This window comes from Telluria sp. ZB2R32 (assembly GCF_059685715.1).
Map to the genome: position 1 here is coordinate 1 of NZ_JCASIG010000002.1, position 12,365 is coordinate 12,365.

Consider the following 12,365-nt stretch of genomic DNA (forward strand, 5'->3'; position numbering starts at 1 on the left):
CGAGACCGGCGGCAGGCCGAAGGTGGCCGGCAGCAGCATGGCGATGGTGGCGACCGGACCCAGGCCCGGCAGCACGCCGACGGCGGTGCCGACGAACACGCCGATCAGGCAGTAGGCAAGGTTGGTGAGGGTGAAGGCGGTTTCGAGACCCAGCCCGAGATTAGCAAAGATTTCCATGATGTCTTCTTAAAAACCGAACCAGGGGCCGAGGATGGGCATCGGCAAGCCGAGCAGCTTGACGAACATGAGGACCGAGAACGCCGCCAGGCCGACGGCCAGCGCGATCGAGGCGCCCCAGCTGAACTTAGGGCTGGCATAGGCCGACAGCAGCACCAGCACCAGCGTGGCGGGAATCAGGCCGGCAGTGCGCATCAGGAACCCGAACAGCAGCACGGCCACCAGCACGATCACGAGTTCCTTGATGTGGAACTTGCCGATCGCTTCGCCATTGCGCAGGAAGGAGCGGATCACGCCGACCAGGCCGACCAGGCTCAGCATGGCGCCGAGGACGGCCGGGAAATAGGCCGGACCCATGCGGCCGGCCGAGCCCATCGGGTAATCGAGGCCGATGATGATGGCGGCCAGCCCGAAGAAAAGGAAGATGATGCCGGTCCAAAAATCTTTGGGGTGGCGGATGAAAGATGGCACGACGCGCTCCTCGATGAACGTGTGGAAGGACAAGGGCCTGCGCACAGGCCCCGACCTCCAGGCACTGGCGCAGGCCGGCAGTTCAGAAAGTGTGCCGGATGCCGAGCGCGATGCTGTCGCCGGCGTCGAATCCGGTCTGCTTGTCGCGCAAATAGATGGCGTAGACGTCGGTGCGCTTCGACAGGAAATGGTCGTAGCCGAAGGAGGCGGTCCTGCGCACGTTCTCCGGCAGCGGATCGCGCGTGCGTTTGGTGTGCGCGAACTCGGCCAGGAACGCGCCGCTCGCCGTGACGGGCACCTTGACGCCGAGGTCCCATGTCCTGGTTTCGTTGACGGTGCCGTCGGCATCCGAGCCCGATAGCGAGCCGAAGACTTTCACGACTTGCCAGTCGTAGGCCGCGCCGAGCATGTAGCCCTTCTGCTGGGTGAGCGGCGCGGTGACCGGCACGCGGAAGCGCTGCGCCGAGAACGCCGCGGTGAACGGACCGTTGACGTAGTTGGCATGCAGGCCGAGGTTGGCCGTTCCGGTGCTGCCGGGCGTCTCGCCCAGGCCGTAGATCAGGTTGCCCGCCAGGCCCTTGACGCGCGGCGTGCTGTACTGGACGGCGTTGTTCCAGACCGTGTCGCCGATCAGGGCGCCGTTGTAGCCCGCCACGAAGGAGTGCAGCGTCAGCGGCGAGAACACGACCGAATTGCCGAAGGGGCTGAGCAGGCTCATGTTCAGGTAGGTGGGATTGGTCTGGCGACCCACCGTCAGCTTGCCGAACCCGCCTTCGAAGCCGACATACGCATTGCGCGAAAACAGCGGATCGGTTGCGTTGCGGCCCTGCCCGCCGGTATCGGCCTGGAAAAAGCTGTCCAGCGCAAAGATGACCTTGTTGCCGCCGCCCAGTTCTTCCGCGCCGCGAATGCCCCAGAACGAGGTGGTCAGGCCGCCGTGGCCGATCTGGGTCACCGCTGCGGGGCCGCCGCTGCGCTCCATCTTGCCGGCATAGGCGCCGATCAGGCCATACAGTTGAATCGAGGAGCCGCCCTGGGCGCAGGCCCCGAACGATGCGGCGGCCATGGCCAGGCCTGCGCAGTAACGCGCACATGCAATGTGTCTCATTGTTTTATATTTGTGGTGAGGAATGGATGACCGGCGTTTCCACGCCGGCCCGCTTGCTGCGCTTTACTGCTTTTCGATCTTGGCCTTGGTGATCACGACGCCCCATTTGGCGATATCGTTGGCCAGCAGCTGTTTGGTCGACTCCGGCGTACCGCCTTGCGCGGCGATGCCGAGTTCGAGCAGGCGCGCCTTGATTTCCGGGCTGGCGACGGCGGCATTGATTTCCTTGTTCAGGCGATCGATGATGGGCCGCGGCGTCGCGGCCGGCGCGGCGAGCGCGTTCCAGCTGGTCGCCTGGTAGGTGGGCAGGCCGCTCTCGGCCACGGTCGGCACGTTCGGCAAGCCGGCGAAGCGCTTCGAGGACGTCACCGCCAGCGCGCGGAAATTGCCGGCCTTGATTTGCGGGAGCGCCGGGCTGAGGATTTCGACGGCGGCGTTGATTTCGCCCGTAGCGGCCGCGGTCAGCACTTCCGGCGAACCGCGGTAAGGGACGATCAGCGCGTCGATGCCCGCCATCGAGGTGAACAGCTCGGCCGCCAGGTTCTGCGTGCTGCCGCGGTTGATGGTGCCGATGCTGAGCTTGCCGGGATTGGCCTTGCCGTAGGCGATCAGCTCGCTTACCGACTTGACCGGCAGCTTGTTGTTCACCAGGACGGCCAGGTCGAAGTAGCCGAGCGTGGAAATGGGTGCGAAGTCCTTGATCGTATCGTAGGGCAGCTTCTTGAACAGGTTGGCGCTGACCGCGGTGCCGTTACTCATCAGGAACAAGGTATAGCCGTCGGGACGGGCCCGGGCGACCGTGCTGGCTGCGACAACGCCACCCGCGCCGGGACGATTCTCGACAATGATGGGCTGCTTCATCGAGACCGACATTTTCTGCGCCACCAGGCGCACGGTCAGGTCGGCAACACCACCGGCACCGAAGGGAACGACGATCGTGATCAGTTTGGCGGGATACTCCTGCGCGCCGACGGACATCGACACGGCCAGCGAACATGCCGCCACTGCGTACTGCAGACACTTCAATTTGTTGATAGTCATTCGGTTGCCTCGGTAATGTTCATCAGCGCTCGCGGCGGCGCCTGGAATGGAAAGAAGCCGGCCGCCAGTAAAACCGGCCAACGTGAACTGATTATCGAGGAGGGATTTCCGAACGGCTATCCCGTAACGCGCCTAGCAGGTATCGCAAAATGGCATAGCTTGTACATACCTGTACTCATTCTTCTACTTTGCGCAGTACCTCCTTGGTGATACGTTCGAGCAGCTCGCGCGTCGCCTGCTGCGTGCTGGTGGCGGGCCGGGCGGCGCCGGTGGCCACCGACAGCAATGGGAACAAACCAGGGTTGACGATCCTGCGGGTGCTAAAACGCTCCGGCTGCGCCGCCGTCAGTACTGCGTGGCGCGACAGGACCGCATTGCCGATGCCATTTGCGACCAGGTCGAGGATCGTGGCCACGCCATCGACCTCCATCGCGATGCGCGGCTGGACGCCGATATTGAGCAGGGCCGTCTCGACGTGCATGCGCACGGCATTCGGACGGCCCGGAATGATCAGGGGATAGTCGGCGATGGCCTTGAGGTCGACCGGTCCGGCTCCGACAGCGTCCGCCCTGCCCTGCACCAGCACGAGTTCGTCCTGCAGCAGCGGCAGCAGTTCGATGCCCGGCGCCGGAAACGCGTTATACAGCAGCGCTATGTCGAGCTGGCCGGTCAGCAGCGCTTCCTGCATGGTCTTCGACAGGCCCTCGGTGATCGACAGGGTGGCGTCGGGCATCAGCCGCTTGAATTCGCGCGTGAGCGGCACCGCCAGCATGCGCCCCAGGGTCGGCGGCAGCCCGATGGCGACGCTGCCGGCCAGCGAACCGCGCACCTTCGACAATTCCTCGCGCAGCCGCTCCATCTGGTGCAGCACGCCGCGGCTGTGCTCGAGCAAGGTCTTGCCGGCCTCGGTCAGGGTGATCCCGCGGCCGTTGCGCACCAGCAGGTTCTGGCGCAGCTCCACCTCCAGCAGGCGCACCTGGCGGCTCAGCGCCGGCTGTGCGATGTCCAGCACGATCGATGCGCGCGTAAAACTGCCGAGTTCGGCCACCCTGACAAAGTACGACAGCTGCCTGATGTCCATTCATCCTCCAAAAATAAGATGCGATCCGCGCATGATATAGCAACTTGCTATAGCTGCTAGCCGCCCGGCGCTCTGGCTAATGCGCCACAGGCGACGCACAATCGACGCCATGCAAACACCCATTCCTACCCTGTTCATGCGCGGCGGCACCTCGCGTGGCCCCTTCTTCCTCGAAGCGGACCTGCCGGCGGATACCGCCACGCGCGACCGCGTACTGCTGGCCATCCTCGGTTCGCCCGACCGCCGCCAGATCGATGGCCTGGGCGGCGCCCATCCGCTCACCAGCAAGGCCGGCATCGTGCGCAAGAGCGCGGTGCCGGGCGTCGACGTCGACTTCCTGTTCGTGCAAGTGCAGCCGGCCGGCGACAGTGTCGACAGCACCGCCAACTGCGGCAACATGCTGGCGGCGGTGGTGCCGTTCGCCCTGGAGAGAGGCCTGGCCGTGGCCGGCACGGGCACGACCACCCTGCGCGTGCTGACCCTGAACACCGGCATGCAGTGCGACATCACCGTGCAGACGCCGGACGGACGGGTGAGCTATGAAGGCGACGCCCGGATCGACGGCGTGCCCGGCACCTCGGCGCCGGTCGAGATCAGCTTTCTCGACACCGCGGGCTCGGTGTGCGCCGGCCTGCTGCCCACCGGGGCCGTCAAGGACGTGATCGACGGCGTGGAAGTCACCTGCATCGACAACGGCATGCCGCTGGTGCTGCTGCGCGCCGACGCGATGGGCCGCAGCGGCTACGAAAGCGTGGCCGAACTGAACGCCGACAGCGCGCTCAAGGCGCGCATCGAAACCTTGCGCATCGCCTGCGGCCACGCCATGGGACTGGGCGACGTCAGCACGAAAAACTATCCGAAGATGACCCTGGTCGCCGCGCCGCGCGCGGGCGGCAGCATCGCCACCCGCAGCTTCATTCCCCACGTCTGCCATGACGCGATCGGGGTGCTGGCCGCAGTGACGGTGGCCACCGCCTGCGTGCTCGACGGTTCGGTTGCCGCCGGCCTGGCTCTCACCCGGGAAGGCGACGGCAGGATATCGGTCGAGCACCCGACCGGCGAGTTTTCGGTGACGCTCGAACTCGACCCGGCGCAGCCACAGAAGGTGCTGCGGGCGGCGCTGCTGCGCACCGCGCGCCTCATCATGCGCGGCGAAGCGATGGTGCCGGCCGCAACATGGAACAACGCGAAAGACAACCTGAATATCAACGCGAACACCGGAGAAACCGCATGATCATCGACATCCACGGCCACTACACGACGGCGCCACCGGCACTGGAAGCATGGCGCAAGCGCCAGGTCGCCGCCTTCGACGACGGCGCTGCGGCGCCGCCGGTGGCCGACCTGCGTATCGGCGACGATGAACTGCGCGCCTCGATCGAATCGAACCAGCTGCGCCTGATGAAGGAACGCGGGCTGGACCTGACGGTGTTTTCGCCGCGCGCCAGCTTCATGGCGCACCACATCGGCGACTTCCAGACCAGCGCCACCTGGGCGGCGGTGTGCAACGAGCTGTGCTACCGCGTGTCGCAGCTGTTCCCCGATCATTTCATCGGCGCCGCCATGCTGCCGCAGTCGCCGGGCGTCGACCCGGCAAGCTGCATTCCCGAACTGGAACGGTGCGTGCGCGAATACGGCATGGTCGGCATCAACCTGAATCCGGACCCGTCGGGCGGACACTGGACCTCGCCTCCCCTGTCGGACCGCCACTGGTACCCGATCTACGAGAAGATGGTCGAATACGACATCCCGGCGATGATCCACGTGAGCACCAGCTGCAACGCCTGCTTCCACACGACCGGCGCCCATTACCTGAACGCCGACACCACGGCTTTCATGCAATGCTTGAGCAGCGACTTGTTCAAGGATTTCCCGACGCTGAAATTCGTGATCCCGCATGGCGGCGGCGCCGTGCCCTACCACTGGGGACGCTTCCGCGGCCTGGCCCAGGAACTGAAGAAGCCGCTGTTGTCCGAGTACCTGCTCAACAATATTTTCTTCGACACCTGCGTGTACCACCAGCCCGGCATCGACCTGCTCACCCGTGTCATGCCCGTAAAAAACGTGCTGTTTGCCTCCGAGATGATCGGCGCCGTGCGCGGCATCGACCCGGAGACCGGCCACTATTTCGACGACACCAAACGCTATCTCGAGGCCGCCAACCTGACCGACGGCGAGCGCCACCAGATTTTCGAAGGCAATGCGCGCCGCGTCTACCCGCGCCTCGACGCCGTCCTGAAACAGAAAGGCCTGTGACCCACATGACCAACACCCTGATGAACCAGCTCGGCGTCGTCAAGCGCAACATCGTGCGCGCCGACCGCGCCGCCGTCGACCAGCTCGGCGACTACGGCAGCGCCACCGTGCACGAGGCGATGGGCCGGATGGGCCTGATGAAGCCCTACATGCGGCCGATCCACCCGGCGCGCGTGTCCGGCACCGCGGTAACGGTGCTGCTGCATCCCGGCGACAACTGGATGATGCACGTCGTGGCCGAACAGATCCAGCCCGGCGACATCGTCGTGGCCGCCCTTACCGCCGAATGCAGCGACGGCTATTTCGGCGACCTGCTGGCAACGAGTTTCATGGCGCGCGGTGCGCGTGCCCTGGTCATCGACGCCGGCGTGCGCGACGTGCGCGAACTGGGCGCAATGAACTTCCCGGTATGGAGCAAGGCGATCAGCGCCAAGGGCACGATCAAGGCCACGCTCGGTTCGGTCAACGTGCCGGTGGTGTGCGCCGGCGCCTTCGTCGCACCGGGCGACGCCATCGTGGCCGACGACGACGGCGTGGTCGTGGTGCCTGCCGCGGACGTGGTGCGCGTCGCCCAGGCCGCCGCCAAACGCGAGGCGCTCGAAGCCGACAAGCGCGCGAAACTGGCGTCGGGCGTGCTTGGCCTCGACATGTACGACATGCGCGGCGCGCTCGAAAAAGCCGGCCTGGTCTACATCGACTGAGGACATCCATGACGACGACCAAAACCCCGGGTTGGCTCGACTGGCATCCGGCGCCCTCGACACCCCGCTTCCAGCTGCCGGCCGGCGCAGTGGATGCGCATTGCCACGTGTTCGGTCCGGCCGCCGACTTCCCGTTCGCGCCTGAGCGCAAGTACACGCCCTGCGACGCCGGCAAGGATGCGCTGTTCGCCCTGCGCGACCATCTCGGCTTTGCCCGCAACGTGATCGTGCAGGCCACCTGCCATGGCGCCGACAACCGCGCCATGGTCGATGCCTGCCTGGCATCGAACGGCCGCGCACGCGGCGTGGCGACGGTCCGGCGCGACGTCGGCGACGACGAGCTGCGGCGCCTGCATGCGGCCGGCGTGCGCGGTGTGCGCTTCAACTTCGTCAAGCGCCTGGTCGACTTCACGCCCAAGGAAGAACTGCTGGACATCGCCGGCCGCATCAAGGAACTGGGCTGGCACGTGGTGATCTATTTCGAGGCGCAGGACCTGCCTGAACTGTGGGACTTCTTCACCGCCCTGCCGACGGCCGTCGTGGTCGATCACATGGGCCGGCCGGACGTCGCCAAGCCGGTCGACGGCCCCGAGTTCACGCTCTTCCTCGATTTCATGCGCCAGCATGCGAATGTCTGGTGCAAGGTCAGCTGCCCGGAACGCCTGTCGGTGACGGGACCGCGCGCGCTCGACGGCGAAACGGATGCCTACCGGGACGTGGTGCCGTTCGCGCGCCGCGTGGTCGAAGAATTCCCGGACCGCGTTTTGTGGGGAACCGACTGGCCCCATCCCAACCTGAAGGACCACATGCCCGACGACGGCTTGCTGGTCGATTTCATTCCCCACATCGCGCCGACGCCGGCATTGCAGCACAAGCTGCTGGTCGCTAATCCGATGCGCCTGTACTGGCCCGAGGAACAGTAAGGTCGCCGGGCGCGGCGGCCAGGCAACCGTACAGGTCACGCCCCTGGTGGTCGTTGGCGCCGATCCGGCGCAGGACCTCCTTCCCGGCCGGATCGCGCACCATGCAGAAGCGCGCCGTGTAGCGCAGCGGCGCCGCCCCGTTCCTGCCGGGACGGGTGTCGAGTTGCACCGTGTAGACGGTCCCGCTCGCCAGCGGCGCGGCCGGCGTTTGCGGCAGCGCCTGCACCCGGCCGCCATACGGAATGCACATGCTGGCGGCAAGCGCGAAGGTGCGCTCGCGCGGCATCGCCATGCGCCACATCGTGCGCGCGCCGGCCGTGACCGTCACCGCCTGGAAATCGGGACTGCCGCCGCGTTCCTCTTCGCGCTCCGCGATGGTAAAGCACGGCAGGTTGTTTTTCCCCGTGCGCACCTCCGCTTCGCCGATGCGCCGCGCCGCCGCTGCCGGGAGGGAGAGGAGGCTGGCAAGGCACAGGGTCAGAAGCAGCTTCATGGGGTCGGAAAACTGGAAGTGGCGAGGAGGAGTAAGCCTAATATGTTGCTGCACAGCAGCATTGAGGAAAATCAAAGCTGCGGATGGTGTAGCAGGAACGCGGCAGCACTGTAGGGTGGACGGGTCACCCGTCCACGCGTTCAGCGGCTCAGCGGCAAGCGCACCAGCTTGCGCGCAAGGCCCCGATGCAGGTTGTCGGGGTTCGCCGGATCACGCAGAAAGCCACCCAGCACCCGCTCGTACAAGGCAAGATCGTTCTCGTAGCGCCGCTGGCGCATCGCTTGCGGCCGTCCCAAAAACTTCAATACGAAGTAATCGGCCAGCAGGTCGCCCTGCGCTTCCATGTTGTAGTCGGCCAGCGTCGCGCCTTCGTGCAAATCGTAGTGGTACGGCAGGCCGATGCGCACCGCCCCGCGCAGGCGCACCGGATAGCCGAGCTGGTGTTGCCAGACGTGGACCATCTCGTGCATGAACCAGTGCTGCCCGGTGAGGTTGGCCTGGGAATAATCGTCGAGGAAGCAGGAGCCGTGGAAGTACATGCTGCCGTTCGGCGTCATGCAGCAGTTCTTCGGCTGGAAGGGCATGTAGCGGCGGCTGTGGATACGCACGCGTGTGTAATCGATGGCATCGCGAAACAGCAGCGTGGCCATGGCGATTTCGCCTGCGGTGAGGGGGCGCCGGCGTTGCGAACGCGGGCGACGAACAGGTACGGAATCCATCGGTTACTTTGGGAGAGTGCGAAGCACAGGAATCTTAATTCAGATTGCTCGAATACCGTTTAACCAGGCGAGTGCGCTGCAGTGCGAGCACTGCAAGCAGACAAGGACCACCGCGGCAAGCGCCGGTTCTGGCAGCCAAAAGCACATTTATTTCTGGGCAAGTACTTGGTTATGCAAGCAGCTGACAAATCTTCTACCGCAGTGCCCGGGAAGAAGTTATCTGTGCTCCGATCGAGCGGCAGAATGAAGGCGCACATCGGCCTGAAAGTCCTGCCAAAGAACCGAAAGGGATTGGCGATATACCTTGAATAATGCTGATTCAAAGCTTTGGCCAGCTTCGATACTGCGGATCAAGTCCTCAAATGCTTTCGGATCTCGCATCTCCAGGTACGAAACCAGCAGAGAGGCCTGACGGTAATACATTGCGCCGCTCAGGTGAAAGTCACTGGCGCTCGTGGGTGACAACAGCGATTCGGTATTGCGCGGTGTGAAATGCCGGCCATGGACGAGCGCGAAGATCGCTTGCTCCTGGCTGACCCCTCCAGCCCCGCCACCCTGTGACGTAAGCGTTGCCCAGCCTTCCGTGAACCAGTTCGGCAAGCGCATCATCGTCATCGGGCCGACGCGCTGGACAAAATGTAAATGCGACAGTTCGTGCGCCAGGAGTGCCGCATATTGCCTGGGAACGGTTTGCATCCGCGGCGCCAGGTGCACCTCGCCAAACGACGTGACGCCTGCGCCTCCCCGTGTACCGGAGTACAACGCATAGGTATCCAGGCGACTGTAAACGTAGATCCTCACTGGCTCCAGAAATGCGCCGTACTGTCCCCGTTCGACCTGGGCGACAGCTGCAGGGAGCAGGTTTGCGATGGCGTGGGCAAACGGTTCGGAACCGGGCTTGCAGAAAATGCGCGGATCATCCGTACAGTGACCGAACCGCTCTGCGGGCCACGCATGCGCAACCGCTGCGCGCGCAAGGCCGCTCGATGAGAGTGTGATCCCGATAACCAGTACGATGGTCGCCAGCGCAATGTTAGAGAAACGGTGCATGTATCGCTTTCATGGGACAGATAATAAAACCTATGTTGGACGCCACGCATATCCAAAGCTCAAGCACGATAATAACCAATGTAGACATTATTGTCTACATTTGATGGAAATTTTTGCGAGAGTGGACTCGGGTTGCGACCATCCCCATACGAAAACCCGGAAATTTTTCCTCTTTACACGACAGTGACGTCCGCTGTTGGCTCATCCCGGACGGACAGAATGATTCCACGTATGGCGACGTTATTCACGGGACAAGCATGCGCGCGTAATCGATGGCATCGCGAAACAGCAGCGTGGCCATGGCGATTTCGCCTGCAGTGAGGAGGCGCGGGTCTTGTGAATTCAGGCGCCGGGAAGGTACGGCATTCATCCTGACCTTTGAAGAATAAAAGACTCGGCAATCTTAATGTGGGTTGCTCGAATACGCTTCAACAACTCTTCGAGAGCAGCGTCGACCGACAGCCCCTCCCCTCACGCCTGCTTAAAACCGCTCCTGAAGCCATCTCCCGGAACTGGATAAGCAATAATAATTGCGATTAATTAGCAATTTTTATGCTAATCTCATTCCAACTTATTACCTCGTCGATGATGTAAGCGTTACCCAATCACCCGCGTGCCAAACCCAGAGGAAAACATGAACAAAAAATGGCTGGTCATATCGTCTTTGCTGGTGCTGCCCCTGACAAGAGCAATCGCTGCTCCCCTACCGACAATAGAGGTGAATCGCGCGACCCAAATGGCGGTCGTCGATACGCTGGTTGCCAAGTTAAATACCAACTACGTCTTTCCAGACAAGGCCAAACAAATCGAGACAGTCCTGCGCCAGCGCCAGCGCGAGGGCAAGTACGATGGCATCACGGATGGCAAACAGCTGGCCAAACAACTGTCGGACGATATCCAGGGCGTTGTCCAGGACAAGCATATGTCGGTCGATTTCAGCGCGCGCCCGGTGCCGTCCGAAGATACGATGCCACCGCCACCCCAGACGCGGGCGGAGTGGGAAAAGCAGGTGCCGCCTGCAGTGCTCGAAAGAGTTCTCGCGTCAAACCTTGGCGTCGAAAAGGTCGATCGCGTGAGCCCCAATATCGGCTACCTGCAGATTTCCTCGTTCGCGCCGGTTTTTCTCGTCTCCGACAAGTTCGCGGCGGCGATGAATGCACTCGCCGACACGGATGGCCTGATCATTGACCTGCGCAACAATGGCGGCGGCGGCGGCGATTCGGGAGCGCTACTGATCAGCTATTTTTTTGACGAACGCACCCGCCTCAACGACACCTGGGAGCGTGCGACCGGCATCACCATGCAGTACTGGACACAGGATAAGCTCGACGGCAAACGCTATGGTGGCAAGAAGCCGGTCCTTATCCTGGCAGGCCCCAATACGAAGTCCGCCGCCGAAGCATTCGTGTACACGATGCAAGCACTGAAACGCGCTACGGTGATCGGTGAGCGCACTTGGGGTGGCGCCCACGGCCCGCGCCTCTATCGGCTCGGCGAGCACTTTTTTGCCGCGATACCCAGCCGGCGCACCATCAGTCCAATTACGGGTACCAACTGGGAGGGAGTCGGCGTCATCCCGGATATCGCGGCGACGCCGGACAACGCGCTTGCGGTCGCCAAGGACCTGCTGCAGCGTCGGCTTCAAGAAACGGCTCTGCGCGGCGCCACAGGACATTGATGTCGCCGCCGTCGGCAGTCGCCAACGGCGGTTCAACGCACCCTACTTGCGCAGCGCCGCCGCCGCACGCGCCAGTTCCGTAATGCGCTCCCAGTCGCCGGCCATGATCGCATCCTTCGGCGTCAGCCACGAGCCGCCGACGCAGGCCACGTTCTTGCAGGCCAAAAAGGCCGGTGCGCTGTCGATCGAGATGCCGCCGGTCGGGCAGAAGGTCACGTCGGACAAGGGGCCGGCGATCGCGTTGAGCATGCCGACGCCGCCCGCCGGCACCGCCGGGAACAGCTTCAGCTCGCGGTAGCCCGCTTCGCGCGCGGCCATCACTTCGGAGGGGGTCATCACGCCCGGCAGCAGCGGCAGGCCGCTCGTCTTCGCCGCGTCGATCAGGCTCGGGGTCAGGCCCGGCGAGACGCCGAACACGGCGCCGGCGTCGCGTGCGGCGGCGAATTCCGCCGGCTGCGTCAGGGTGCCGACGCCGATGATGGCGCCTTCGACCTGAGCCATGTCGCGGATGGCCTGCAGACCGTGCGCGGTGCGCAGGGTCACTTCCAGCACGCGGATGCCGCCGGCAACCAGGGCGCGGGCCAGGGGCACGGCGTGCGCCGGGTCGTCGATGGCGATGACGGGAATCACGCTCGCCGAGCGCATGATGTCGAGTACGGTCATGGTC

Annotated in this window: 14 protein-coding genes; 5 read left to right on the forward strand and 9 right to left on the reverse strand. The window is 64.0% G+C overall.

Features of this window, described 5'->3' with window-relative positions; all coding sequences use genetic code 11:
- The 5 genes from AC56LG_RS04990 to AC56LG_RS05010 form a co-directional block, all read right to left on the reverse strand.
- Nucleotides 1–177, reverse strand: a 177-nt coding sequence (locus tag AC56LG_RS04990) for a tripartite tricarboxylate transporter permease (RefSeq protein ID WP_497165811.1), incomplete at its 3' end; no start/stop codon positions are given.
- A gap of 9 nt (nucleotides 178–186) precedes the next feature.
- Nucleotides 187–648, reverse strand: coding sequence for a tripartite tricarboxylate transporter TctB family protein (locus AC56LG_RS04995; protein ID WP_497165027.1), 462 nt, complete (start codon nucleotides 646–648; stop codon nucleotides 187–189).
- A gap of 82 nt (nucleotides 649–730) precedes the next feature.
- On the reverse strand, nucleotides 731–1,714 hold the full coding sequence (locus AC56LG_RS05000) for a porin (protein WP_497165028.1): 984 nt from the start codon (nucleotides 1,712–1,714) through the stop codon (nucleotides 731–733).
- 105 nt (nucleotides 1,715–1,819) lie between these two features.
- Entirely contained in the window at nucleotides 1,820–2,791 is a 972-nt protein-coding gene (locus AC56LG_RS05005) for a Bug family tripartite tricarboxylate transporter substrate binding protein (protein ID WP_497165812.1), read from the reverse strand.
- 181 nt (nucleotides 2,792–2,972) lie between these two features.
- Nucleotides 2,973–3,878, reverse strand: a complete 906-nt coding sequence (locus AC56LG_RS05010) for a LysR substrate-binding domain-containing protein (RefSeq protein WP_497165029.1) — start codon at nucleotides 3,876–3,878, stop codon at nucleotides 2,973–2,975.
- A 109-nt stretch (nucleotides 3,879–3,987) separates the two neighbouring features.
- On the opposite strand from AC56LG_RS05010, the gene AC56LG_RS05015 reads away from it, so the two are divergent.
- Genes AC56LG_RS05015 through AC56LG_RS05030 form a run of 4 tightly spaced genes read left to right on the forward strand, consistent with a single transcriptional unit; the run spans nucleotide 3,988 to nucleotide 7,758 of the window.
- Nucleotides 3,988–5,112 (forward strand): 4-oxalomesaconate tautomerase, encoded by a 1,125-nt coding sequence (locus tag AC56LG_RS05015; protein WP_497165030.1) that lies wholly within the window; start codon nucleotides 3,988–3,990, stop codon nucleotides 5,110–5,112.
- Entirely contained in the window at nucleotides 5,109–6,134 is a 1,026-nt protein-coding gene (locus AC56LG_RS05020; protein ID WP_497165031.1) for an amidohydrolase family protein, read from the forward strand. Before AC56LG_RS05015 ends, AC56LG_RS05020 begins: the two co-directional genes overlap by 4 nt.
- Before the next feature lie 20 nt (nucleotides 6,135–6,154).
- Nucleotides 6,155–6,835: a 4-carboxy-4-hydroxy-2-oxoadipate aldolase/oxaloacetate decarboxylase gene (gene ligK / locus AC56LG_RS05025; protein WP_497165813.1), complete on the forward strand. Its 681-nt coding sequence runs from the start codon at nucleotides 6,155–6,157 to the stop codon at nucleotides 6,833–6,835.
- An 8-nt stretch (nucleotides 6,836–6,843) separates the two neighbouring features.
- Entirely contained in the window at nucleotides 6,844–7,758 is a 915-nt protein-coding gene (locus AC56LG_RS05030; RefSeq protein ID WP_497165032.1) for an amidohydrolase family protein, read from the forward strand.
- On the opposite strand, the gene AC56LG_RS05035 is transcribed toward AC56LG_RS05030, so the two are convergent.
- From AC56LG_RS05035 to AC56LG_RS05045, 3 genes are all read right to left on the reverse strand, one after another.
- Nucleotides 7,721–8,251 (reverse strand): hypothetical protein, encoded by a 531-nt coding sequence (locus AC56LG_RS05035; RefSeq protein ID WP_497165033.1) that lies wholly within the window; start codon nucleotides 8,249–8,251, stop codon nucleotides 7,721–7,723. The two genes, AC56LG_RS05030 and AC56LG_RS05035, sit on opposite strands and share 38 nt — an antisense overlap.
- Before the next feature lie 140 nt (nucleotides 8,252–8,391).
- Nucleotides 8,392–8,901 (reverse strand): Rhs element Vgr protein, encoded by a 510-nt coding sequence (locus AC56LG_RS05040; RefSeq protein WP_497165034.1) that lies wholly within the window; start codon nucleotides 8,899–8,901, stop codon nucleotides 8,392–8,394.
- A gap of 285 nt (nucleotides 8,902–9,186) precedes the next feature.
- A complete protein-coding gene (locus AC56LG_RS05045) occupies nucleotides 9,187–10,020 on the reverse strand; it encodes a hypothetical protein (RefSeq protein ID WP_497165035.1) in 834 nt (277 codons plus the stop codon).
- A 634-nt stretch (nucleotides 10,021–10,654) separates the two neighbouring features.
- On the opposite strand from AC56LG_RS05045, the gene AC56LG_RS05050 reads away from it, so the two are divergent.
- Nucleotides 10,655–11,698, forward strand: coding sequence for a S41 family peptidase (locus tag AC56LG_RS05050; RefSeq protein ID WP_497165036.1), 1,044 nt, complete (start codon nucleotides 10,655–10,657; stop codon nucleotides 11,696–11,698).
- Nucleotides 11,699–11,740: 42 nt separating this feature from the next.
- Here the strand turns inward: AC56LG_RS05050 and eda are convergent, their stop codons facing one another.
- Nucleotides 11,741–12,361, reverse strand: coding sequence for a bifunctional 4-hydroxy-2-oxoglutarate aldolase/2-dehydro-3-deoxy-phosphogluconate aldolase (gene eda / locus AC56LG_RS05055; protein WP_497165814.1), 621 nt, complete (start codon nucleotides 12,359–12,361; stop codon nucleotides 11,741–11,743).
- Nucleotides 12,362–12,365 lie beyond the last annotated feature (4 nt).